This is a genomic window from Pseudoalteromonas sp. S1650 (genome assembly GCF_005887195.1).
Lineage (GTDB): Bacteria > Pseudomonadota > Gammaproteobacteria > Enterobacterales > Alteromonadaceae > Pseudoalteromonas > Pseudoalteromonas simplex.
On record NZ_PNDF01000012.1, the window covers coordinates 34347 to 59443 of the forward strand.

Genomic DNA, 25097 nt, shown 5'->3' on the forward strand with positions numbered 1-25097 from the left:
GATTATTGTATACTAGCCAGACGATAAATAAACGCCTTTAAGTTGAAACGCTTAATAAATAGGAGCAATTGTGCAACCTTTTTCTTTTCAAACTGGCACACAGGCAATGCATGGCCTAACCTTTGGTCATGGCGAAGAGGTTGTGATTGCCTTACATGGTTGGCTTGATAACGCACATAGTTACATACCTATGTTACAAAATGCGAAGCTAAAGCAACGTTGGTACTGCCTTGATTTTCCTGGTCATGGTTTATCTGATTGGCGAAGTAGTGACGCCCATTATTACTTTATTGACTACGTTGATGATGTATATAAGTTTATTGGGTCACTTGAGGTAACGAAAGTGCATTTAGTTGGCCATTCAATGGGCGCTATGGTTGCTGGGGTTTTTGCTAGTTGTTTTCCTGAAAAGGTAGCGTCGGTAAACTTTATTGAGGGAGTTGGTTGCGTTACAACAAATAGCAATGAAGTGAGCGGCCAACTTCGCAAGGCAATATTAAATAGAGCGCGGGTAAACAATAAAGGGCCACGTGCATTTGACTCAAAAGCGCACATTATTAGTGCAAGGCTTGCAAGTGGTGACCTTGAATACCCACAAGCTGAGTTATTAATGACACGAAATAGCTACGAAAAAGCAGGCAAGTGGTACTTAACAACCGATCCAAAGCTTAAAAATCACTCAGGATTTCGCTTTGATGAAGCACAATGTATTGCAACCATTAAACAAATTAACGCGCCATGTCAGCTTATTTTAGGCGATGAGGGGTTTCCTTTTGTAAAGCAAAACTTAGAAGCATATGGTAAATATTACAAAGAGTTAAAAATTCATAAGATACCTGGTGGTCACCATTGCCATATGCAATTTCCTGCATTAACCTTAGAACACGTTCATGCATTTATTGGGCAGTATAAAGCAAGTTAATTGTATAATTGCACCAAATGTGGGATTATCTGCACCATTAGAGTATTTACTCCATTGAGAAACGGCCTTAGTTAGCTTAAGGTTATTAAAAAATATAATTATAAACAGGAGCTAAGAGTGGAAAAAATCTGGCTTAAACGCTACCCAGAAGGTATGCCTGAAACAATCGACCCTGAGCATTATCACTCGCTACTCGACTTGTTTGAAAAAAGTTTTGCTGACTTTAGTGACCTTCCAGCTTTTACCAACATGGGTAAAGAGTTGACCTATCGTGAGTTAGACAGTGCTACAAAACGTGTTGCGTCGTACATTCAAAATGATCTTGGTCTTAAAAAAGGCGATAAAGTAGCGGTGATGATGCCGAACTTACTACAAACGCCTGTGACTATCTTAGGTATTCTTCGTGCAGGCTGTGTAGTGGTGAATGTAAACCCACTTTATACCGTGCGTGAATTAGAGCATCAGTTAAATGACTCAGAGTCTTCAGCAATTTTTATTCTTGCAAACTTTGCCGATACTCTAGAGAAAGCATTACCAAAAACTAACGTCAAGCACATCGTGGTTACTCAAGTGGGTGACATGGTTGGCGGCCTTAAAAAGCACATCGTTAATTTTGTGGTGAAGCACGTTAAGAAAATGGTGCCTAGCTACTCATTGCCAAATGTGATCAAATTTGCAGATGCGCTTGCTGGTGATGAAGCTGGTTACAAAAAACCTGAAGTTGATTTAAACGACTTAGCATTTTTGCAATACACAGGCGGTACAACGGGTGTATCTAAAGGCGCAATGCTATCGCATGGCAACATGGTTGGTAACCTTGAGCAAGTATCAGGTTGTCTAGACAAAGTATTAGAGCGCGGAAAAGAAGTGGTTATCACAGCACTGCCGCTTTATCACATCTTTGCACTGACAGCGAACTGCCTAACATTTATGAAATACGGTGGTTTAAACGTACTTATCACAAACCCTCGTGATATGCCGGGCTTTGTTAAAGAGCTAGCACAGCACAAATTTACGGCGGTAACGGGTGTAAATACGCTATTTAACGGTTTACTAAATACCCCAGGTTTTGCTGAACTTGATTTCTCAAGCTTAAAAATGTCACTTGGTGGTGGTATGGCGGTACAGCGTCCAGTTGCTGAAAAATGGCAAGCTGTAACGAAGACAAAATTAATGGAAGGTTATGGCTTAACTGAATGTGCGCCACTTGTAACTGTTAGCCCTTACGACCTTGAAGGTTATAACGGTTCAATCGGTTTACCTGCTCCTAGCACTGATATTAAGCTTATGCTTGAAAATGGTGAAGAAGCAGCGAAAGGTGAGCCGGGCGAGCTTTGGGTTAAAGGCCCACAAGTTATGCAAGGTTATTATAACCGCCCAGATGCAACAGCAGAATGCTTAAAAGATGGCTGGTTTGCAACAGGTGACATTGCTACTTACGATGATGAAGGCTTCTTCTACATTGTTGATCGTAAGAAAGACATGATTATCGTATCTGGCTTCAACGTGTTCCCTAATGAGATCGAAGAAGTAGTCGCTATGCACGATGGCGTGCTTGAAGTAGCAGCTATCGGCATCCCTCATGAGGTCAGTGGCGAACAAGTTAAAGTTTTTGTCGTGAAAAAAGATCAATCTTTAACTGAAAAAGATATAATAAAGCACTGTCGTGATAATTTAACGAACTATAAGGTGCCTAAACTCGTTGAGTTTAGAGATGAACTACCAAAAACAAACGTTGGTAAGATTCTAAGAAGAGCCTTAAAGGACGAAGAAAAATAATTAAAGCCGGCATTAGCCGGCTTTTTTATGGTAAAGAAAGGGGTATAAGTGCAATATCAACTGATCGAAACGCAAAATCAATTAAATGATTTTGTAGAAAAAATTACAGGTAAACCGGTGCTGGCAATTGATACCGAGTTTATGCGTCGTCGTACGCTTTACCCTGAAGTTGCACTTATTCAAGTATACGATGGTGAGCATTTAGCGTTAATCGACCCTCTGGCTGAGCTGTCGCTTTTTGATTTTTGGCAAGTACTTAAAAACCCTGAGGTGTTAAAGGTACTACATTCACCGTCAGAAGATATTGAAGTGTTTCAAAAATACGCTGGCTTTGTACCAACACCACTGTTTGATACCCAGTTTGCACTACAAATACTAGGCTATGGTAACTGCATGGGCTTTGCGCACATGGTTAAAGAGTTACTTGATATCGAAATTGATAAAAGTGAATCGCGTACTAATTGGTTACAGCGCCCGCTCACTGAAAAGCAGCTAGATTATGCCGCTGCAGATACGTATCACTTATTGCCTTGTTTTGAAATTATTAAAAAACAAATTGATGAAGCTGGCTTTTTTGACATTGTTATCAGCGAAAGCGAGTTAGTCGCGCAAAAACGTGCTTACCAAACGCCCGCAGAGCAGCTCTACAAAGACATTAAAAATGCATGGCAATTACGACCGCACGACTTAGCGGTATTACGCGAACTTGCCGCATGGCGCCGAGAAAAAGCAGAGCGCAAAAACCTCGCGCTTAACTTTGTGGTAAAAGAGCACAACATGGTTGAAATTGCTAAGCGCAAGCCTGCAAGTTTAAATGCGTTACGCAGAGTGCCAGGTGTTGAGCCAATGGAAGTTAACCGTTCGGGCGTTGAAATTTTAAAATGTATTGAGCGTGGTAAAGCCGTTCCTGTTAGTGAACAACCTGCACAATTAAAACGATTAATTGATTTTCCGGCATATAAAAAAGCCGCAAAAGATATTAAACAAAAAATTACTAAAGCTGCAAAAGAGCGGGGCATTCCTGAAGATGTATTGGCCTCTAAAAAACAGATTAACCAGCTGATCAGCTGGAATTGGAAGCTCGATGCCGATGAACGTAAAGCAGCATCAAAGCCAGATCTATTCAACTCATGGCGCTATGAGTATGTGAAAGACGTACTTAAAGAGTGGCAAAACTAATAAAGCCCTTTATTGCTATTTACTTATCATTATAGGCCCTGAAACTTGCTGCGTTTATGAGTTACCTGTAACCAATGCAGCAAGTTATAATCATACCGTTTTAATCTTTGTAGTTGTCTAGACGTTAAACTATAAAAAGGGGCAAAAATAAAAAACTTTTCACCTATAATAATTACACAATTAAACCCAAACTTAGAATATTGTTTAATCAACTTCGTTTTAGTTGCTTCTATATGCGCGTTGCCAAAAGGCGAGCTATAAAATACTCCGTGGCGACAGATTGTGAGTTCACTTTTACTACTAAGTATTAATAATGTTAGAACTAACGAAATTAACATGAATAGTATAAGAAGCGGCTCATATAAAAAGTGCTTCTGTGAAAGGGTTTTTAAAAGGTATACAAAAACAGCCTCAAGGGTAGCTAACATCAACCATATGCTTTTTTCAGAAGTCTTTCTTAAATTCAATACTTTCATTCTCAGTCCTTGAGAGGCTTTTTTAATATAATACTTCGCAACTTAGATAAAACAATCTGCCGAAAAAATGAAAGTAAACGCTGTACTTAATATTTTATTATTAATTTTGTATTGTAATGCTTGTTTATCTTTTTGAATTGAAATGACTATTTAAAATAGAAAAAGTGTTTGGGTGTCTATTTTTGGTTAGCAAAAAAATGAACGTTATCTATCTAATTTTAATCAAAGTATACTGCTTGTTTTTTATGTTATTTATCAAGCTTTTCGTAATTATCTGAATTTTAGATATTCGCTTGGTAAACTTCTTTTGGCTAGAAATTAGTTAATGACTCTGCTACAAATAATATATTCAGTAATCGCGCCAAGCTAACAATCATTCAAACTTCAGTGTTAAAAAATAAAAAGGTTAGGTTATGGAAAACGATAATAAAATAGAGCAATTCGCTCAGGATTTAATTGGAATCAAGCGTCAAATCAAGGCTCTACTTTATCAAGAGAAATTACTTAAAGATCAAATTAAACCCCTTTTACAAGAACATGGTGCAGTAAATTTTGATTATGGAAAGGTGTACTATGGTGAGTCAAAAGGTTCTTCAACATTTAGTCGATCAGAAGTATTGTCATATATTCGTGATAACTACGGTGATGCTTTAGCTGATCAAATTGATGAAGATTGCACTAAGGTTGGAGAACCTAGGCAAGTTGTGTACATAAAGCTTATTGATCCATAACAAACTAGCGTTCTATAGGCAATAGCTCCTGGCAAGATGAACCCTAATATAGAGCTGTGAGTGAACGACTATTTAAATTAAAGCCAAGCCATGAGCTCACGTGTTTAAAGCGAGCTCATTCCTAAAATAACCCTACAAACCAAGTAAAATCTTATCTAAATTTTGTTTTGATTTAGCAACGCTTTGCAGTGGGGTTAACCCGCTTGGGTATTCTTCTTGTTCAAGCACTAACCATTTGGTGTTGCCGTGCGACTCTAAAGTATCGATGATGGCAGGCCAATCAATGTCGTTTTCGCCGATAATAGGGCTCAAGTTGCTCCCCTCAATCGTACGTACTTTAATGTGCGTAGCAAGCGTGCGGTTAGGGTACTTTTTAATAAAGTAGATTGGATCTTTAGCAGCGTAATTGACCCAGCCAATATCTAACTGCAATGGCATGGTCTTGGGGGTATTACTGGCAATGTAATCCCAAAACGTTGCGTTATTAAATGCATTAAACTCTTTATTATGATTGTGAAAACCGATCTTCATATCAAAGCGGGTCGCATAATCACTGACTTTAGTAAGCTCTTTAACCAGAGACTTAACTCCCTCAGGGTGCCATGCTCTTTCATCCCAAGGTACATATAGTGTAGTAACGCCAAGGGTCTTGTAAAACAGCAGGGTGCTATCAATTGTGTTTTCACTGAGTGCATCAAAGCCGATATGGGCGCTACTGGCAACTAAGCCTAATTCACTGAGCTTTGCTTTTAAGGCTGCTGGGTTATGTGAGTATGGGCCAAAGTCTCCGGCAAACTCCACGCCGTCAAACCCCATTTCGGCAAGAGACTTAAGCGTACCATTAAAGTCATTTTTTAAGGTGTCTTTGACTGACCATAGCTGCACACTCACTGGCAGTTTTGCGAATAATTGACCACTAAATACAAGGCTAATAATGAGCAATAAAATGCGGGTTTTAAACATACTTAAATCCTAAAAAAGCAGGGGAGTGACCCCCTGCACTGTGTTACAAATAACACAAGGGGGAAAGTTAATCGGTATAGGCGTACTCACTTAAACCAAGCTCAGCTAAAACCTGATCTAAATGGGCTTTTGCTTCATCAGAAGGACCAGGGTAATCACCTGCAATAGGTACATTACCAAGGTAACCTATGTCTTTACAGCCCTCTGGCGTACAGAAAAAGGCAGCAAGCACTAACTCTTTAAAGCGTAAAAAGGCTTTACCAATACGCTGAAATTGCAGAGGTGTTTGCTCGTTTAAAAACGCAATATCGTCTAAAATCGCGCGATGTTGCTTTTCGTTAAGTGCAACAAATTGCTTTTTAAAACGAAGCTGTGCTTCATCGTTAAGCCACGCTAATGAATTTAAAATTTTAATTCTATCGCGTTGTTGACCTTCATAAGGCGCGCTCACCCACTCATTAATAACAGCTGGTACTTGTAGCTCACTGGCTGAAGGAATAGCACCTTCGCGCGGCACAATGTAATCAGCTAAAACCGCTACTAACGTGAGTTCGTCTGCTGTTAAGGTCAGTGGCCAAGGTGATTCTGGTGGCATCACCAAATTAGGATCTTGACCATAGCCTTTAGCGGTTACAGGCTTGATATCTAAATCAGGCCAATGCTCTTTTGCAGAGACAGCAACGTCATCTTCAAGTGCTTTTGTGCAACCTGCAGTTAAACTAACCGCCGAGCCCGCAGCTAATAGACCAAGCCATTTTAAAGACTCACGGCGGCTCATGTTAGAAACATAGTTATATGAGTCGTGTTCGTTACGATGATGCATAATTAAAGTACCCCGTTATCAATTTGTTGAGCAAGCCAAGTTGAATTACGCATTGCCAGTGTCATGATGGTGAGCGTACAGTTTTTATGAGGGTTTGAAGCAAATACCCCCGCATCCATTACAAATAGGTTATTACAATCCCATGTTTGGCCCCATTGATTGGTGACTGAGTCTTTCTTTGAGCTGCCCATTCGTGTGGTGCCCACTTCGTGAATGATTTCGCCACCTTTTGAAATTGCTTTTTCAGCAGGCGGGAGTTCGCCAACAGTCGCACCCATGTTTTCGAGGATTTGCTTCGCGGTTTTTAAACCATGCTCGATTTGCTTTAATTCTCTGTCAGACCACTTAAAGTGGAACTTTGATACCGGAATACCCCATTTGTCTTTAACGTTTTCGTCAATTTCCATGTAGGTATCTTTGTTCGGTAACATCTCGCCACGCAGAGCAAAGCCAACGTAAGAGCCATATGCATCACGAACTTGCTGTTTAAGAGCTGGGCCATAGCCTTGTTTATCACCTGACACACCCGAACCCGGCTGGCCAAAGCCACTGCCAATTTCAAAGTGATAACCACGTGGGAAGTCTAATTCATTGTTAGCTTGTGCTTGATGACCCCACCAAGGAATAAATAAGTGATTAGCGGTATGTCCATCTTCGTTATAACGTGGGCGACCTTTAAGTGCCGGAATTTGCGCACCTAACCATGCACCCGTCGAATCCATTAAGTTTCGACCTACTTGGCCACTTGAATTGGCAAGGCCTTTAGGGTGCTTTTTATTCTTTGAATTTAATAAAATACGCGCTGATTCACAGGCGCTGGCGGCTAAGATAACCACATCGGCATCAACAGCGTGTTCAGTTACAGTGTGTTTATCAACATAGGTGACGCCAGTGACTTTACCTTGCTCATCAACTTTGACTGATTTAACCATGGCATCAGTAATAACTTTTAAGTTACCAGTGGCTTTTGCCATAGGTAATAGCGATGTCGTAGTTTGAAAAGCAGCACCAATTGAACAACCAGAGCCACATGGTGTTGCATAAAAACACGCCATGCGATCATCTTTAGGTCGAGTTAATACCGCGCGATGCATAGGCACTGCTTGAATGCCCATTTTCTTTGCCGAAGCGGCAATTAAAAGCTCAGGAACACGCGGTTTTGGTGGTGGCTGTAAAATACCCGGTGACGAATCTGGCATATCTTCATGGCCTGTATTGGTGCCACATACACCCACAAGTTCTTCAGTTTTATCGTACCAAGGTGCTAAATCAGCGTACTCAAATGGCCAGTCGGCACCGTGACCATCTCGGCTTTTGCCTTTAAAATCGTGCTCACTAAAGCGTAATGAATAGCGGCCCCAGTGATTTGTTCGACCACCTAACATACGTGCGCGCCACCAATAAAAGTCGCTTCCTTTGGCGCTGGTGTATGGCTCATCAGGCACTTGCCAGCCGCCATCAACGGTTGCATCGTAAAAGCCAAAGTTTTTGTCTTTGTTACCAGCCCCCATAAGTGGAGCCTCACTGTTACGACGAAACATCGGGCTTTCTGTTTTCGGGTCATAATTACGGCCCGCTTCAAGTAATAATACTTTGTGGCCAAGTTTGGTTAGCGTATAAGCGGCCATTGCACCGCCAGCACCCGAGCCAACAACTAATACCTTATGTTTAAAATCAGACATCTTATAGCTCCTTGATTTTTATATTTTTAAACCACACTTTGTCACCATGGTCTTGAAGCCCGATATGACCTTGTTCAGCCGTTGCAAAGTTTTTCCAAGTTGCAAACTTACTGCCTTTAACAAGGGTGTTCCATGTTGTGCTACCAATTACAATGCTGGTGGTGCTAATACCGTTTTGCCAAACTTGTAAGTGGTTGTCTTGCATTTTAATGCGTACATGGTTCCAGCTATTTGCTGGTTTGTGAGCCGCAACTGGGGCTGCAAATAAATCGTAAATTGACCCCGCTAAGTGCGAGTCAATTTCGGTATCTGGGTGTTCTTCGTTATCGATAATTTGAATTTCAGGCGCATGAGAGTAAATCATCTGTCCGGTTTCATCTGCTAATACAAAAATACCGCTATTGCCTTTGGTAGAGATTTTCCAATCGATCTGTAATTCAAAGTTTTGGTACTGCTTTTTAGTAAGCAGGTCGCCACCACCTTTGGTTAATGTCATAGCGCCATCTTCAACGACCCATGCAGGATTTAAAGATTCGCTTTTAAAATTACGCCATTGCGACATATCTTTGCCGTCAAACAACAACTGCCAGCCAGCTTGCTTTTCTTGTTGTGTAAGCTGATTGTCAGCCGCATTAGCGAGTGCACAGCTACTAACGGTGAGCATTAAAGTCAGTGCTTTAAGAGATTTAAACATTGTGTGTTCCTCGACGATTTACTTGCTTAAGACGCACATTTTTCGGTGCGTTTGTTGTTATTAATTACCAAATGCAACCCAATGAATGCGACGATTAAAATAATTGGGAAGATCAGTAGGTTTTGTAATACAGCCTGTCCGGCTAAAATTTCAATTTGTTCAGCGCTTGCGCCACTTGCCTGTGCCGATGAGCGTGCCGTATCTATCCAACTACCAATTACAGGGTTCCAGATGCTCATTGCAAACATGCCTGCACCGCCCATTAACGACATACCCAGCGCCCCTGACTTTGGAATGTATTCAGCAACGCAGCCAAGCATGGTCGGCCAAAAGTAGGTAACCCCAAGAGCAAATAATATGGCCGCTATATAAATCATGCTGCCCTCGGCTTGGCTCATCATGAAGATACCTAAGCTTGCACAAATGGCAGAGCCAAGTAATACACCGGTAGGGTTGAGCTTATGCACTATAGGGCCTGCAAAGAAGCGACCAACCGCCATTAGGCCAGTGATCAAGGCTAATACCACCATAGGAGAGGCACCCGATGAACCTAAAATACGCTCAATCCATTGTTGTGTGCCAAATTCAGTGGTTGCGGTAAACGTCATACAAGCAATTAAAAAGATGTATAACGGCGTAAATAAGTGGCGAATATTGCTGCTGGTAGAGTGAGAGCGTGTATCAAAGCGTGGGAATTGTGCTTTGATCAGCATAGCGCCATAGATAACCGTAGGAACTAAAATTAACGCTACTTGCCATTGCCAGTTTAAACCCGCTCCCGACATAAAGTTCGACGCAAGTGCGCCAATCACAATGCCACCTGGGAACCAAACATGAAAACGGTTTAGCATAGTGGTGGTGTTTTTAGGGTACATTTCTGCAATCAGCGGGTTACAGCCAGCTTCAACAGCGCCGTTGGCAAAACCAATTAAAAAGGTAGAAACCAGTAAGCCCCAAAAACCATCAGCTGTTATCGTCAAAACAAGGCCAAGTAAATGACAGATAAACGCTAACGCCACTAATTTCTTAGCGCCAATGGCATTATAAATAATACCGCCGACCATAGTCGCAACCGGAAAGCCTAAAAATGCCATGGCATTAACCCAACCTAATTCGGTGTCGGTTAAGCCAAACTCACTGCCAAGTTGACCCAAAATGCCAGCACGAATGGCAAAGGTCATAGAGGTCACAATCAGTGCTATACAGCAAAGCCGAAAGACAATGCGGTTATAATTATTGTTGTCCATATTGTGTGTCCTGTGTTCTATTGTTGTCGGTTTTATAAACCTAAAATTCGATTATTCCGCTCAGTGTTTGTTGCCCCACTGGCAAAATCGTCAAAGGCTTTATCTGTTGGGTTTATTAAATGTGCTTTAATAAACTCAGCGCCTTCTCTTGCCCCATCTTCTGGGTGCTTTAAGCAACATTCCCATTCAAGTACAGCCCAACCATCAAAACCATATTGAGTTAACTTGCTAAAGATTTGCTTAAAATCTACTTGGCCATCACCTAAAGAACGAAAACGCCCCGGGCGGTCTTGCCAGTTTTGAAATCCGCCATAAACACCTGAACGGCCATTTGCGATAAATTCGGCATCTTTGACATGAAACGCCTTAATGCGCGAATGATAGATATCGATAAACGCTAAATAGTCGAGCTGTTGCAATACAAAATGGCTCGGATCATAAAGAATATTAACGCGTGGGTGATTATTGGTTGCTGCTAAAAAGCGCTCAAATGTAACACCATCATGTAGGTCTTCACCCGGATGCAATTCATAACACACGTCCACGCCATACTCGTCAAAGCAATCTAAAATGGGTAGCCAGCGCTTAGCAAGTTCACTAAAGCCTTGTTCAACAAGTCCTTGTGGACGCTGTGGCCACGGGTAAAAGGTATGCCATAAAAAAGACCCCGAGAATGTCGCATGGGTTGTTAAGCCAAGATTTTTACTTGCTTTAGCAGCCATCATCAGTTGCTCTGTTGCCCACTTTGTTCGCGCTGCAGGGTTACCTTTTACATGCTCTGCGGCAAAATTATCGAACATTTCATCGTACGCAGGGTGCACAGCAATTAACTGGCCTTGCAAATGTGTTGATAACTCTGAAATTGTAAGTCCATACTCTGTGGCAATACCAGTGACTTCATCGCAGTAATGCTGGCTTTGAGCTGCTTTTTCTAAATCAAAAATAGTTGGGTTTGAGGTTGGCACTTGAATCGCTTTGTAACCTAAACCACTTACCCACTCACATAAACCACGAAAGCTATTGAAAGGGGCTTGATCTGAAATAAACTGCGCCAAAAATATTGCTGGCCCTTTGATTTTATTCATTCTTTTTTATCCAATCTGTAATTTGTGCCATTTAGTATCTTGCTTCGATGAAGCAACAACATGCTCAATAAACGCCATACCCCGCACAGCCTCATTGATGCCAGGCACATCAAATGCTGAATTTGTTGCGTTATCGCCTTGCTTAAATGCGTGGATCTGCGCTGCAAAATTGCGGTAAATATTGGCAAAGGCTTCAAGGTAGCCTTCTGGGTGACCGGCAGGGGCGCGTAGGGCATTTTGCGTGTCAGGGTGTAATTCACCCACGCCCGCTCTAAGTAATGTGGCGGCTTGATTGTGGCCTCTTAGCCATAAGCTATTAGGCTCAAGTTGCGACCACTCAAGACTGGCTTTATCGCCATAAATACGCAGGCGTAAGTTGTTTTCATCGCCAATAGCAATTTGGCTTGCCAGTAAAACGCCTTTACAACCATTATTGAATCTAAGTAGCACTGTGCCATCATCATCAAGGGCTCGGCCTTCAACCACATGATTTAAATCGGCGCAAAGCTCAGTGATTTCGAGATCAGAGACATACTCGGCTAAGTTAGCTGCATGCACGCCGATGTCGCCCATACAACAACTAATGCCAGACTTACTGGTGTCTAAACGCCAGCTCGCTTGTTTTGAACCTTCGTCTTCGCTGCGTGCTAACCAGCCTTGAGTGTACTCAACAATGACTTTACGTATGCTGCCGAGCTCGCCAGCTTTTACGCGATGCTTGGCTTCTTTGACCATAGCGTAACCAGTGTAAGTGTGGGTTAACCCATATAAAACCTGCTGCTTTGCAATAATGCTTTGTAATTGCCCTGCTTCTGCGAGAGTAAGCGTTGCAGGTTTATCTGAGAGCACATGAAAACCATGTTCAAGCGCCATTTGCGCGACCGGAAAATGCAAATGGTTTGGCGTAACAATAGCCACAAAATCAATACGCTCATCAGCGGGTAATTTTGCTTCTTCGGTAAATAACGTATGGTAACTGTCGTAGCAGCGGCTGCTATCAAGCCCAAGTAATTCGCCAGTTGCTTTACATTTGTTTGCGTCTGAACTGAATGCGCCTGCAACAAGCTCTATCATTCCGTCTAATCGCGCTGCAATTCGATGAATAGCGCCAATGAAGGCACCATCGCCACCGCCTACCATTGCCATGCGGATCTTAGCTTTGCTCATCTTAAGCGCTCCTAATTTAAATAGCGTTTGCTACTGTTAATATCATGTTATTGATAATAGGAAAGCTTAGCCAATAAGCGCTAATAAAAATTCGGTTGACAATGAAACAAAATCGGCGTTTAAAATATATGGGACTGTTCTTTATTGAGATAAAATTAAGCGATGGATATTCAAGATATAATAAAAAAAGCTGGCGTAAATCAGCTAATTGCTGCATTTGATTTACTGCCAGATATCCTCTTTTGGGTAAAAGACACAGATAGTAGAATCTTGCATTGTAATCAGCATTTTATTGAGCATCAGGGTTATAAAACACTGGAGCAAATACTGCTAAAAACAGACTTCGATTTTTCACCAAAGCACCTTGCGTTTCAGTACGTCAATGACGATAAACGGGTGATGGAAGGCTACATAGTAACCGACCGTTTAGAGCTTAACCAAACCCAACAAGGTGAGCTTGGTTGGTTTTCTACATCAAAGCATGCTTTAAAAGATCACGATGGCAATGTGATTGGCACTTATGGAGTGACCCGACATCTACAAAAAACCTCAAAAGCGCTTTCTCATGTAAGGGCTATTGAAGAGCCGGTAAAATTTATTCGCGAGCATTACCATCGTCAGATCAGCATTGATGAATTAGCAGAGCTTGCGCATTTGTCGGTAAGTGCTTTAGAGCGTCGTTTTAAAAAGCACTTAGCGAAAACACCTAATCAATTTATTAACGAAGTGCGTCTTGAAAATGCCCGTAAGCTGCTAATTGAAACGCAACTGCCCATTTCACAAGTGGCCTACCAGTGCGGGTTTTCTGAGCCAAGTTACTTCAGCAAACAATTTCGGCGTTTGTTTGGCGAAATCCCTTCACAAATGCGCTCGCAATTAGGCGATTAAATTGCCTCTCTCGCCATTAAAATAGCCCCTTGCTCTGCACTGGCAAGGGCGGGGGTTAGATGCGCTTTACTGGCATCAGTTAAGTAAGGCGTGATGGCACTGGCAATGCCGCCCATCAAGGTGACTTTTTCAATACCTTGTTTTTCAAAGTAAGTGATATAGCGGGTAATGTATGCGCACGCTTCATTGATTAATTGCTGACAAAAAGCATCGTCAGAATGGCTAAAAACGAGTGGCGCAAATTTGGCAAGCTCTGCAGGGCGCGCTGATATTAAACGCTGACTTAACGCTTGGCTTGAGTCGCAGTTAAGCTGGGTGAGTAGGGTATTTATTGCTGCAGAACTTTGCGCAACACCATCAAGTACTGCAAATGCTTTACGGCAAAGTTGTAAGCCTAACCAACCCCCACTGGCACCATCGCTCAGTAATAAACCATAGCCACCTAATTCGCTAAATTGGTTTTGCTGCTGGTAACCCGCACAAAAGCCCGTGCCCAGAATAATCACTGCGCCATCATGGTGTTGATGCGCGCCTTTACAGGCAATCAGCATATCTGTTGACAGGGTAAACTTGGCAAAAGGGTGCTGCCACTTGGTCATAGCTTGATAGGCAGAGTCGATATTAGCTCCGGCAAGCCCTGCATGCACATAAGTGTTTTTCAGCTCGCTTAATGCAAGCCCAGCCTCAAGAAATGCAAGTTCAGTAGCGTGAAGTATTGACTCTTGGCTTTGTTGACAGCTGGTGGCCACATTTGCTGAACCACTTATGGCTTCACTCAGCAATGAGCCGTTTTCGTTTTCTAAACGAACTTTACACTTACTGCCACCGCCATCAATACCTAAAAAATACGTTGCCATGCTTAATCCTTTGAAAGTAGCTTATTGATAGCCTCAGCATTAATTGCACCATTTTCGTTGTGCACGCATGAGTGTACATGCACAGCCGCCTTTGCTGAATGGTTTTTTATTAATTGCCAAAGTGTTGCCGCGTTTTCTAAAGTAACGCCACCCCCCATAACAATTTCTATCTGATTAGCGCTGTGTGCTAAGTATGTGTTGAGCTGATTTAGACCATCAAATGCAGTTTGATCGCTTTGCCATGGCGTGCCCGCTGTTAAGATGCGGTCAACCTTTAAGCTAATCAGTTTCTCAAGTGCGCTTAACGGGTTTGTAAGGGTATCGAATGCACGGTGAAAAGTCACCATCAGGCCATGTTGTTTGGCGGTGGTAACTAAAGAGCGGGTCACCTCTAAATCAAGTTCGCCGTGTTTTACTGCACCAAATACCACGCCATGCGCTCCTGCATTAGCGGCCATTGTTATTTGTTTTTGCATAACTTGGTGACATTCAGAACTAACAAAAAAATTACCTGCTTTGGGGCGTATCATCACCACTAACTCTGCGTTATTGGTTAGGCTTTTTACAGCACAATCAATCGCATTAACACTTGGTGTTAAGCCACCTAGGTGTAAATTACTGCATAGCTCAAAGCGTTTTGCACCTAAGTTACTAGCCATTGAAATGTTGTTAACAAGCTGCTTTAAGCACCCTTCGTTGAGGCATACTTCAAGAAATTTACCATTGTTCATGGACGTGTTTTTACCATATCTATTACACCTACTCATTTGTTAATTAATTTAACGTAAACTTAAAATTGTAATGAAAAATAATTTGGTGTTTACTATCAATTAGTTACTATTTTAACTAAGTCTGTGTTGATGAGTGAACTAGCTCTGCAACGACAGGCCTAACTATAAAGCAGAAATTATAAAAATGAATATAAAATATTCCAAACGCCGATTTTGTCATATCTCTCACCGAATTTTTATTATCACTTTTTGACCGCTCACCCTATTCTGAGTTTGAGTTTAACAAGCTGTTAACTACCGATAATCAGTTTAAAAACCGACAACAATAAATCGTTTTTTGAGAGGCTAAAGCCTCTTAAACAAAACAGAACACACAACTGGAGATAGGCATGGGCAAGCAAACTGTAATAAAAACAAAAGGGCAGGGAAGGCATTTTAAGCGAAATGCAATTTTGATTTCGCTACTGGCGGCAATTAATACAAGCTATGCAGCAGAGCAAGCAAATGATGATGTAGAAGTGATTGAAGTACGTGGTATTCGTTCTTCAACTGCAGAAAACTTAGCAATAAAACGACTTTCAACGGCTACCGTTGATGCAATCACCGCAGAGGATATTGGTAAGTTTCCTGATAAAAATGTCGCTGATTCTTTGCAACGTGTATCGGGCGTTTTGATTGACCGCGACGGTGGCGAAGGTAGCCGCGTTAGTATTCGTGGTACGTCACCGGATTGGACTCTCACCCAATTAAACGGTAACTATATTGCTTCATCAGGTTCTGGTACTCCTACCCGTAGTTTTAATTACACGTTATTGCCTTCAAGCATGATCAAAAGTGTAGAAGTGTACAAAAGTGCAGAAGCACGCATCGATGAAGGCGGTATTGGTGGTACGGTTATTTTACACACCCGTAAACCGCTTGAGATGGAAGCAAATTCAGGGGCGTTAAGTGCAGAGGTGACTTACGATGATGTGTCTGAAGACACTAAGCCGCAAGTTAACGTGCTGTATTCATGGAAAAATGACGACGAAAACTTTGGTGTACTTGCCGGCTATACTCGTCAGGAAAGGAAAGTGGTAACTATTTCGAACGAGTCTTTTGGTTGGCGATATTATTCGAACACAGCTGAAGACGCAGATCAACCTGCGATAGTAGATCAAGCAACAGGGGAGGTATATGACGATGTATGGGCATCATCTGGTATACATGTTAAAAATGCAGACCAAGACCGTGACCGTGATGGTTATCAAGTTGCAATTCAATGGATGCCAACAGACCGTTTAGATCTGAGTTTTAATTATTTTGGCGCAAAATTAAGTTATGACCAAGTTGGACAAGAAGTATTTTTTGCTGAGTGGAATGATAATCACAACCCCTATTTTGGTGTTGAACTAGACGGTGATACCGTGGTTGCCTACGGTAATGGCGATAATGGTCTACTCAATGATAATAATTGGGGGGATGCCGATGTAAATGGCGGTGTAGCTGTTCGCCGAGGTTTGTTATCGCCGCAGTTAACAGGGCGTGAGCGTTTTGGCGAGTCAAAATCAAATACCTATGATTTTGAAGGCACCTATTATGGCGATACTTACAGCGTGACATTAAAACTGGGTCATACCGAAGCTGAAGGCGGTACTTCAAAAGAAACCTACGCCAATATAGATGCGCGTTTAGGTTCAGTAAATAGTTGGCACTGGTCAACCAAAGGCGGGAAACCAAGCTACGAAGTGTCGACTGATTTAGCCACCGATAAACAAGCGTACCAATATTATGATTGGTTTGATTCTTATTCATCTGAAAATGAAGACTCAGAAGATTACATTCAAACAGATGTAAAATTTGACCTCGATGGCAACTTTTTCACTCGTGTTTATGTGGGTGGTAAATACCGCGACCACGAAATTAAAGGTATTCGTAACGACTTTCGTTGGGATGACGGCATCGCTGATAACGGCGGTTACCGCGGTTACTTACCAGGAACTGAGTGGTTCCATAATCCAGATTTTCACCCAGATGCGCCAACATTGGTGAGCGACCATGTAGTTGATAACAGCGCGGGTGATACAGGCGCATTTAACTTTTTAGCGTTCGATTTCAGAGCGCTGGATAATTACTTAAAAGAAAACTTTAGTAAGACAGTTGTACCTTCACTATCGGGCACCTATGCACTTGAAGAGAAAATTTGGTCTGTTTACACACAAGCTGATTTCGAATGGCAGGATTTTCGCGGTAATGTTGGTGTGCGTTATGTGAATACAGAGCTGAGCACCTTGACCTACGATGAAGTAATTGGTCAAGATGATAATGATACTGAGCCAAACGAACGCAGTAGCGATGGCAGTGAAGTATTACCTAGCTTTAACCTTGCATGGGATGCAACCGAAGATCTTGTTATTCGTTTTGCTGCAGCGCGTACTATGGCAAGAGTGAGCTATTCAGATTTAAGCCAGTCTGAAACTTATGGTCCACCTGTTAACATTAACTCACCTGATTCATGGACAGGACGGGGTCGAGGAACTTCAGTAAACACAGGGCTTGAACCTATGTTATCTGACCAATTCGATTTAGGTATTGAATGGTATTACGGCGATGGTTCTGCACTGGGTGCTACTTTATTCTCTAAAGATATTTCTAACTTACCAATCTCGACCGTAGAAATTGTAGAGCGTGAACACGATTGTTGTAACGGCCCAATTGAGGTCGAAATGAACACCAAAGTAGGTGGCGGTGATGCAAAATCAGAAGGCTTAGAGCTGTTCTTCCAGCACTCGTTTGATAATGGTTTTGGTATTTTAACTAACTATACCTACACAGATACCAGCACCAGCGAAGTCTCGACAGACGGACAAAAAACAGAGGCCGAAATACCAGGCACCGCTAAGCACCAATATAATGTGTCGGTGTATTTTGAGAATGACGACTTTAGTGTTCGTGCGTCGTATAACTGGAAAGATGACCGTGCTAATGGCATACATAAAGGATACAACTTTTATACCAAAGACTATGGTCAGCTTGATGTGAATGCCTCTTATAACTTAACAGAGGATCTTTCGTTTACCGCGTCAGTTGTAAACCTAACAGAAGAATTAGAAGAAGGTTATTGGAAACAAAGTAATCGCTTTACCTATAATCAATATTCAGGCCGTCGTTTTTACTTAGGCGCAAATTATAACTTTTAACCATAGGCATGTTGTTTGTTGCAACCTAAAAAGGTACTTTTATTAAAGTACCTTTTTCTTTTTTAAGACAATAATGATTGAATTTGTAACAGCTACAGAGCAAGACAAAGCCTATTTACTCGACTTAAGATTAAATACCATGGTTGAGCACTTAGAAAATCAGGGGTTATTTTTATCACTTGAGCAACATCAAGCAAGAGTGGCAGAGCATTTTGAGCACAGTCATTTAGTGTTAAATGATGGGCAATGTGTAGGCGCTGCCAAGTTCATCGTGAGTAACCAAGCAATCAGTTTATTACAGCTACAAATTGCACCTAAAGAGCAGGGCAAAGGATTAGGCACTAAGGTGTTAGATGCACTTAAAGCGCAAACAGCAGAGATAAATTTAACGGTGCTAAAAGCGAATCCAGCTTATGGGCTTTATCAACGGGCAGGGTTTAAAACTCTAGGCGAAGACGACTATGAGTTTCATATGCAGTGGCAGAAATAAAAAAGGGCGCTGTTAAAAAACTAAGCGCCCAATTTTGACTATTTCTTTTCTTCGTCAGGTAAGGTGACGTTTAGCTCAAGTACGGCTAAGTCATCTTCGTTTTGGTCAAACTGCACCTGAACTGCATCAGTGTTTACATTCACGTATTTACGAATAACATCAAGGATGTCTTGTTTTAGCTGTGGTAGGTAATCTGGTGTACCACGCTGTGAACGTTCGTGCGCGACAATGATCTGCAATCGCTCTTTTGCTAATGACGCACTGCTTTTCTTTTCTGAGCGGAAGTAGTCAAGTAAAGACACATTAACCTCCAAAAATCCGTTTAAATAAGCCTTTTTTCTCTACGTCTAAGAAACGAAAATCAACAGTTTCGCCTAATAAACGATTGATTGCATCTGTGTATGCTTGGCCTGCATCCGATTCACCATCAAGGATAACCGGTTGACCAGAGTTTGATGCACTAAGTACAGCTTGTGATTCAGGAATAACGCCCAGTAGTTTAATCGCTAAGATTTCTTGTACGTCTTCTACCGAAAGCATTTCGCCTTTTTCAACACGCTCAGGATTATAGCGAGTTAATAGTAGATGTTCTTTTACGCTTTCAAGGCCTTCTTCAGCACGTTTTGATTTGCTGTGTAAAATGCCAAGAATACGGTCAGAGTCGCGTACTGATGATACTTCTGGGTTCGTTGTTACAATCGCTTCATCAGCGAAGTACATTGCCATCATTGCACCAGCTTCGATACCTGCTGGAGAATCACACACAATGTAATCAAAATCTTTTTTCAGCTCGTTTAGTACGCGCTCAACACCGTCACGGGTTAGGGCGTCTTTATCACGGGTTTGTGAGGCAGGTAAAATATGTAGCTTATCAACGCGCTTATCTTTAATAAGTGCTTGATTTAGGTTAGCTTCGCCATTGATTACGTTTACGAAATCATAAACAACACGGCGTTCACAACCCATGATAAGGTCAAGATTACGTAGACCAATATCAAAGTCGATAATAACGGTTTTAAAGCCTTTAAGCGCTAAACCTGTGCCAATCGCAGCACTCGATGTGGTTTTACCAACACCACCTTTACCAGAAGTAACGACAATCACTTTTGCCATGAGATTTATCCTTTAACCAAAGCTGAAATTTCTAATGAATCATTTTTTTGTTGGATTTGTACTGCGCTACCCCAGTGTTCACCTTGTAGAGAGTCGCTGATCCAATAACTACCATTAATCGAAACAAGTTCTGCTTCTAATTTTTGGCAAAATATATTTGCTTCGTTGTAACCTTTAGCCCCTGCAATTGCACGGCCGCGAAGGGTGCCATAAATGTGCACGTTGCCATCGCTAATCACTTCGGCGCCATGACTTACAGCACCAATTACGATTAGGTCGCGGTCTTTTGCATACACTTGCTGGCCCGAACGTACAGTGCCATGAATAACTTGCGCAGGCAGGTGAACGGTTTTTTCAACGATAGATGTATTTGTTTGTTGTTTAGCGGTTGCACCCTTAACGTCTTGTGAATAATTTAACACCGACAGGCCCGCAGCTTTTGCGCTTTCGTTTTGCTCTTGAGAGCCATTACAAACCCCAACAGGGTTTAACGAAAGGCCGCTTAACATTGATTTTAAGAAAGAGAAATCAAGCGTTTCATCTTGTACGTCGCTTAAGTTGATTACGATAGGCGCACCGGCAAAGAACTTAGGTGCTTGGGCGATTTTCTCATCTAACTGCTTACTTAAAAGGGCTGTATCTGCTGAAAATAAATGTAAAACAGATAACGTAAAAAGGTTCCCTTTTAATTCAAAAATTTGTTCCGACATACACGCTCAATTGAATTGTCTGGATTAGCATTATTTAAGTATAAACACAGGCTGAACAAGGCATATACATTAAAAATCTAATCTATTTTTTCTAACTTATTATATCACTCATGTTATAGTGTGCGCCTTCGTTAAGCAAGATATTATAGGGCCATAATGCTAACTGCGGTGTATAAAAGTATTAAAAAAGCGGATACATACCTTTTTGTAGAAAAAAGAGATGATTTCTCACGCGTACCTGAACCATTACTAGAAACGTTTGGTCAACCTAAGTACGTGATGATGATTAATCTAGCAAGCCGTGAAAAGTTAGGTGTGGCAGACTTAGACGCGGTTAAGCAAGCGTTAATTGACCAAGGGTTCTACTTGCAATTACCTCCGCCGGAAGAAAATTTGTTAACCCAATTTAAAAAAGACAAGGGAGTTGAGAGTGATTAAAAAACTTGCCGTCATTTTACTCAGTGCTTCACTAAGTACTTCAGTATTGGCAGAACAAAAGACACAAGCTGATTTTGACGTTTACGTTGCAGCATTAAAAAAAGAAGCACTTGAAAAAGGCTATGATGAAGCCTTAGTTGATCAAGCACTTGCAACAGCTAAATTCAAAAAGAAAGTGATCTCAGCTGATAAAAATCAGCCTGAAGTAAAAGAAACCCTCGAAACTTATTTACCAAAACGTGTGCCGCAATGGAAAATTGACCGCGCGCGTAAGCTATACAAAGAAAATCAAGACGTTCTTGAAAAAGTCGCTAAAGAATACGGCGTTCAAGCACGCTTTATTGTTGCACTTTGGGGCCTTGAAAGTAACTTTGGTAAAATCCAAGGTGGTCACAGTGTCATTGCATCATTAGTTACACTTGCTTTTGATGGTCGCCGCGAAACCATGTATAAAAACCAGCTTTGGGCAGCGCTTGATATCTTAAAAGAGGGTCACATTACCCTAGATAAGTTCAAAGGCTCATGGGCTGGTGCAATGGGGCAAACTCAGTTTATGCCAACCTCATTTAACGCCTACGCTGTTGATTACAATGGTGATGGCCGCAAAGACATTTGGACTACAGAAGAAGACGCCTTTGCTTCAATTGCTAACTACCTTAAGCAAGCAGGTTGGAACGATGATTTAACCTGGGGCCGCCAAGTTAAACTACCTGAAGGCTTTGATAACGCAAATATTCTTAAGCGTGGCACTAAAACACGCAGCCAATGGTTAGAGTATTGGAAAGAGTCAGAGCGCAGCCTTGCTGATTGGCAAGCAATCGGTGTTCGTAAAATGGATGGTAGCGACTTACCAAACGTTGATGTTACCGCCGCAATGGTAATGCCAGATGACGTAAACGGCCGTATGTACCTAGCCTACGATAACTACAAAGCACTTATGCACTGGAATCGCTCGTATTACTTTGCAACCAGTGTTGGTTACTTATCTGACCGCATCGGTTACCCAGCGATTAAGTAATTAGATACTAGAGCCTAGGTAACTAGGTAACTAGGTAACTAGGTACTAGGTACTAGGGGATTTGCATAAAGCGCGAGTTTATCTCGCGCTTTTTATGTTAAATATTACTACTGCAAAAGATCTCTAAGTGAATTACTCACAAAGAGGCCAAGAGGCGCTGCGCTTAAGAGGAAAAATACAAAATTATTAAACTTTACTTGCTAACTTTGCTCTTGTAACTTTCCCCTCGATACAATTTTAAACCTTTACTTTGAGTGCTTGTTGCAGTGCCTCTACGTCTTTACAGCCGAGGTATATGTTTTTTCCGTCAGTTAAAGTTATTTTAACTGCTTGTCCAACTGATGCATTGTATAACCAGCCATCATTTAGCATACGAATGCCAATTCCTTGATACCACTTTGTTTTGTAAGCTGAGGCCTGTGCAATCTGAGATAATTCAACATCTTTGCTAATAATCCCAAACCCAAAATACCAACGAAGCTTTTGCTCATCGATGACTATTGTTAGTGAAAAGAACAACAAAGTAACAAGCAGGTTTATCGATAATATAATTATTTTGAGGTCAGCCAGTTCAGGCGAGAAAATTATAAAGGCACTAATTACTAATAAAATAATAATTAACGAGTAATTTATTTCTGTCTCTTTATACATAGCTTAATATCCATTTAAGTCAGAACGTAAATAAACGCTTAATTATTAGTATAGCAAAGGCAAGAGTAGTTATGACTATCCATTCAAAACGCGCTAAAGCACGGCCTACAAGAGAGCGCGCGAAACAAGTTTCACGCCTACGGTGAGTCCCGTAGGAACGGCTTCAGCCGTGAACCTCAAACACTCGGCGTTGAAACGCCTCCTACAAACTTTCCCCTAGCAACTCGCTAACTTATTCCCCTTTCCCCGGTTTTTTCAAAATCTTATCTTTAAAATCAAGTACCTTACCAATACCAGAGCCTAGTTTCATTAGGCTTTGAAGTTGTTCAGGGCTTAAGCGTTGTAGCTCTGCAGACCATTTGGTTACAGTTTCGAGCAGGTCATGAATTTCTTGCATTTGCTGCTGAGCAAAGCGTTCATCATCATTGTGGGCTTCTTCTAAAATGTTATCGCGAAGCAGGCTAAGGGTAGGGTCTATCTCGCGCTTTTTACGCTCTTCGAATACGCGGTTGGCCATATCCCAAATGCTGCCAGCAGGGCCGTAGTATTCTTTACGGTCACCCGGAATATGATGCACTTTAATTAAGCGCCAAGACTGTAGCTCTTTAATGCCCATACTTACGTTTCCGCGCGAGATACTTAAGGTATCGGCAATTTCATTGGCGGTCATTGGCTCTTTAGTAATGGTTAATAATCCACACATTTGACCAATGGTGCGGTTAAAGCCCCAACGGCTACCCATTTCACCGCAGTGCATAACAAAAGCTAAGTTTTTTTCAGATAGGCTCATAATTTTTAGTATTCAAAAATTTCAGAAATTAAATGCTAGCACGCTCGGGGTATAACTAAAAGAAATAGCCACTATGCAATCTGCTACTACTAAAGTGTAGATACGCCATTATTTAGTTTTAAGTTATTGAATTTAAAGTGTGGTTTAATTAAATACCGCAGTGAAAGGCTATTTGATGTGGATCAATAATAGTGACAGTTAATAAGTTTATCGTATAGGCTGAAATCCAATAATACCATGGAGGAAGGTTATGAAAGCTGCAGTAAATAAAGAGTACAAAGGTAAATTAACAATCGAAGATATCCCATGCCCAGAGGTGGGAATTAACGATGTGCTAGTTAAAATTGCCGCGTGTGGAGTGTGCCACACAGATTTACATGCTTGTCATGGAGATTGGCCAGTTAAACCCAAAATGCCATTAGTGCCGGGCCATGAAGGGGTAGGTACTATCGAAAAAGTAGGCGCAAACATTAAACACTTATCAGTAGGCGACCGTGTCGGTGTTCCTTGGTTATACAGCGCCTGTGGTCATTGTGAGTTTTGTTTAGAAGGTAAAGAAACCTTATGCCTTGAACAGCACAACACTGGGTATTCAGTTGATGGAGGTTACGCCGAGTACTGTGTAGCCCATGGCGATTACGTGGTTAAAATCCCTGAAAGATTAGGTTTTTCAGAAGCCGCACCACTATTTTGTGCGGGGGTTACAACCTATAAAGCGCTTAAAGTGACTGATGCTAAGGCGGGCGATTGGGTTGCAATTGTCGGTGTTGGCGGCCTTGGTCACTTAGCAGTGCAATACGCAAAAGCAATGGGCTTTAATGTGATTGCCGTTGATACTGGCGAGAGCAAGTTAGCACTAGCCAAAGAACTTGGCGCAGACATCACCATAGATTTTATAAAGCAAGTACCTTCAGAAACCATTTTTGAACAAGTGGGCGGGGCACATGGTGTTGTGTGCACTGCCGTATCAAAACCCGGTTTTGAGCAAGCTTATAAAAGCGTACGCCGTGGCGGTAAATGCGTACTTGTAGGTTTACCACCCGAAGATATGCCACTGCCAATTTTCGATACAGTATTAAATGGGGTGTCTGTTGTAGGCTCTATCGTTGGTACGCGCAAAGACTTACAAGAATGCCTCGACTTTGCTGCCAAAGGGAAAGTTAAAGCCATTATTGAAGAAAAACGCCTAGAAGATATCAACGATATTTTTGACGATATGCTTAAAGGCGACATCACTGGTCGAATCGTGATGACGCTTTAAGCTAGGTTAATTAACTATTACTGTCAGGTTTGGTTGAGTGGCTCAATCGAAGCTGGCAGTCTTTATTATATTTGGGATCAATAAGTTAAACTATTGGTCTACTACATTTGTCTTGGCAAAAATATAATTGCATATCTAGCCAAAGTTAGGTGTAATGATAACTGAACACATACTGAGCAATGCAGGGAAAGCATACATAACACTAGCTAAGCTGATTAAATTA

The 25097-nt window shown here is 41.6% G+C and carries 24 protein-coding genes; 10 read left to right on the top strand and 14 right to left on the bottom strand.

What is annotated here, in order from left to right:
• The first annotated feature begins 70 nt into the window (after positions 1–70).
• The 4 genes from CWB80_RS03300 to CWB80_RS03315 all read left to right on the top strand — a co-directional run bounded on the left by CWB80_RS03300 (position 71) and on the right by CWB80_RS03315 (position 5087).
• Positions 71–922, top strand: coding sequence for an alpha/beta fold hydrolase (locus CWB80_RS03300; RefSeq protein WP_138600774.1), 852 nt, complete (start codon positions 71–73; stop codon positions 920–922).
• A gap of 117 nt (positions 923–1039) precedes the next feature.
• Complete coding sequence (fadD, locus tag CWB80_RS03305; RefSeq protein WP_054552030.1) at positions 1040–2701, top strand: long-chain-fatty-acid--CoA ligase FadD; 1662 nt, start codon at positions 1040–1042, stop codon at positions 2699–2701.
• A gap of 48 nt (positions 2702–2749) precedes the next feature.
• Positions 2750–3880 (top strand): ribonuclease D, encoded by a 1131-nt coding sequence (gene rnd, locus CWB80_RS03310; protein ID WP_138600776.1) that lies wholly within the window; start codon positions 2750–2752, stop codon positions 3878–3880.
• 889 nt (positions 3881–4769) lie between these two features.
• Entirely contained in the window at positions 4770–5087 is a 318-nt protein-coding gene (locus tag CWB80_RS03315) for a hypothetical protein (RefSeq protein WP_138600778.1), read from the top strand.
• Positions 5088–5219: 132 nt separating this feature from the next.
• On the opposite strand, the gene CWB80_RS03320 is transcribed toward CWB80_RS03315, so the two are convergent.
• The 7 genes from CWB80_RS03320 to CWB80_RS03350 all read right to left on the bottom strand — a co-directional run bounded on the left by CWB80_RS03320 (position 5220) and on the right by CWB80_RS03350 (position 12748).
• On the bottom strand, positions 5220–6050 hold the full coding sequence (locus tag CWB80_RS03320; protein WP_138600780.1) for a sugar phosphate isomerase/epimerase family protein: 831 nt from the start codon (positions 6048–6050) through the stop codon (positions 5220–5222).
• Positions 6051–6117: 67 nt separating this feature from the next.
• Positions 6118–6873 carry a gluconate 2-dehydrogenase subunit 3 family protein gene (locus CWB80_RS03325; protein ID WP_138600782.1) on the bottom strand — a complete coding sequence of 252 codons (756 nt, stop codon included), beginning with the start codon at positions 6871–6873 and terminating at the stop codon, positions 6118–6120.
• Between the two features lie 2 nt (positions 6874–6875).
• On the bottom strand, positions 6876–8555 hold the full coding sequence (locus CWB80_RS03330; RefSeq protein ID WP_138600784.1) for a GMC family oxidoreductase: 1680 nt from the start codon (positions 8553–8555) through the stop codon (positions 6876–6878).
• Position 8556: 1 nt separating this feature from the next.
• Positions 8557–9249, bottom strand: coding sequence for a 3-keto-disaccharide hydrolase (locus CWB80_RS03335; protein ID WP_054552038.1), 693 nt, complete (start codon positions 9247–9249; stop codon positions 8557–8559).
• A gap of 26 nt (positions 9250–9275) precedes the next feature.
• Positions 9276–10496: an MFS transporter gene (locus tag CWB80_RS03340; RefSeq protein WP_138600786.1), complete on the bottom strand. Its 1221-nt coding sequence runs from the start codon at positions 10494–10496 to the stop codon at positions 9276–9278.
• A gap of 32 nt (positions 10497–10528) precedes the next feature.
• Positions 10529–11581: a sugar phosphate isomerase/epimerase family protein gene (locus CWB80_RS03345; protein ID WP_138600788.1), complete on the bottom strand. Its 1053-nt coding sequence runs from the start codon at positions 11579–11581 to the stop codon at positions 10529–10531.
• Positions 11582–11587: 6 nt separating this feature from the next.
• Positions 11588–12748: a Gfo/Idh/MocA family protein gene (locus CWB80_RS03350; protein WP_138600790.1), complete on the bottom strand. Its 1161-nt coding sequence runs from the start codon at positions 12746–12748 to the stop codon at positions 11588–11590.
• Between the two features lie 162 nt (positions 12749–12910).
• Here CWB80_RS03350 and CWB80_RS03355 point away from each other — a divergent pair, with 162 nt between their 5' ends.
• Complete coding sequence (locus CWB80_RS03355) at positions 12911–13636, top strand: AraC family transcriptional regulator (protein WP_138600792.1); 726 nt, start codon at positions 12911–12913, stop codon at positions 13634–13636.
• Here the strand turns inward: CWB80_RS03355 and CWB80_RS03360 are convergent.
• Both CWB80_RS03360 and CWB80_RS03365 read right to left on the bottom strand, forming a co-directional pair.
• Positions 13633–14493: a glucosamine kinase nucleotide-binding domain-containing protein gene (locus CWB80_RS03360; RefSeq protein ID WP_138600794.1), complete on the bottom strand. Its 861-nt coding sequence runs from the start codon at positions 14491–14493 to the stop codon at positions 13633–13635. The two genes, CWB80_RS03355 and CWB80_RS03360, sit on opposite strands and share 4 nt — an antisense overlap.
• A gap of 2 nt (positions 14494–14495) precedes the next feature.
• A complete protein-coding gene (locus tag CWB80_RS03365; protein WP_171041483.1) occupies positions 14496–15224 on the bottom strand; it encodes a copper homeostasis protein CutC in 729 nt (242 codons plus the stop codon).
• A gap of 389 nt (positions 15225–15613) precedes the next feature.
• Between CWB80_RS03365 and CWB80_RS03370 the strand changes: the two genes are divergently transcribed.
• Entirely contained in the window at positions 15614–18403 is a 2790-nt protein-coding gene (locus tag CWB80_RS03370; protein WP_138600798.1) for a TonB-dependent receptor, read from the top strand.
• A 73-nt stretch (positions 18404–18476) separates the two neighbouring features.
• Positions 18477–18893: a GNAT family N-acetyltransferase gene (locus CWB80_RS03375; RefSeq protein WP_138600800.1), complete on the top strand. Its 417-nt coding sequence runs from the start codon at positions 18477–18479 to the stop codon at positions 18891–18893.
• 38 nt (positions 18894–18931) lie between these two features.
• Here CWB80_RS03375 and minE read toward each other — a convergent pair whose 3' ends face one another.
• Genes minE through minC form a run of 3 tightly spaced genes read right to left on the bottom strand, consistent with a single transcriptional unit; the run spans position 18932 to position 20716 of the window.
• Positions 18932–19195 (bottom strand): cell division topological specificity factor MinE, encoded by a 264-nt coding sequence (gene minE, locus CWB80_RS03380; protein WP_054552047.1) that lies wholly within the window; start codon positions 19193–19195, stop codon positions 18932–18934.
• Position 19196: 1 nt separating this feature from the next.
• Positions 19197–20006: a septum site-determining protein MinD gene (minD, locus tag CWB80_RS03385; RefSeq protein ID WP_054552048.1), complete on the bottom strand. Its 810-nt coding sequence runs from the start codon at positions 20004–20006 to the stop codon at positions 19197–19199.
• Between the two features lie 5 nt (positions 20007–20011).
• Positions 20012–20716: a septum site-determining protein MinC gene (gene minC / locus CWB80_RS03390; RefSeq protein ID WP_138600802.1), complete on the bottom strand. Its 705-nt coding sequence runs from the start codon at positions 20714–20716 to the stop codon at positions 20012–20014.
• A gap of 156 nt (positions 20717–20872) precedes the next feature.
• On the opposite strand from minC, the gene CWB80_RS03395 reads away from it, so the two are divergent.
• A complete protein-coding gene (locus tag CWB80_RS03395) occupies positions 20873–21154 on the top strand; it encodes a YcgL domain-containing protein (protein ID WP_054552050.1) in 282 nt (93 codons plus the stop codon).
• Positions 21147–22172 carry a lytic murein transglycosylase gene (locus CWB80_RS03400; protein WP_138600804.1) on the top strand — a complete coding sequence of 342 codons (1026 nt, stop codon included), beginning with the start codon at positions 21147–21149 and terminating at the stop codon, positions 22170–22172. The genes CWB80_RS03395 and CWB80_RS03400 overlap by 8 nt, the downstream gene beginning before the upstream one ends.
• 237 nt (positions 22173–22409) lie before the next feature.
• Here the strand turns inward: CWB80_RS03400 and CWB80_RS03405 are convergent, their stop codons facing one another.
• Complete coding sequence (locus tag CWB80_RS03405; protein WP_138600806.1) at positions 22410–22823, bottom strand: hypothetical protein; 414 nt, start codon at positions 22821–22823, stop codon at positions 22410–22412.
• A 232-nt stretch (positions 22824–23055) separates the two neighbouring features.
• Positions 23056–23613, bottom strand: coding sequence for a GbsR/MarR family transcriptional regulator (locus CWB80_RS03410; protein WP_054552053.1), 558 nt, complete (start codon positions 23611–23613; stop codon positions 23056–23058).
• A gap of 250 nt (positions 23614–23863) precedes the next feature.
• Between CWB80_RS03410 and adhP the strand changes: the two genes are divergently transcribed.
• A complete protein-coding gene (adhP, locus tag CWB80_RS03415; protein ID WP_138600808.1) occupies positions 23864–24874 on the top strand; it encodes an alcohol dehydrogenase AdhP in 1011 nt (336 codons plus the stop codon).
• The last annotated feature ends 223 nt before the right edge of the window (positions 24875–25097 follow it).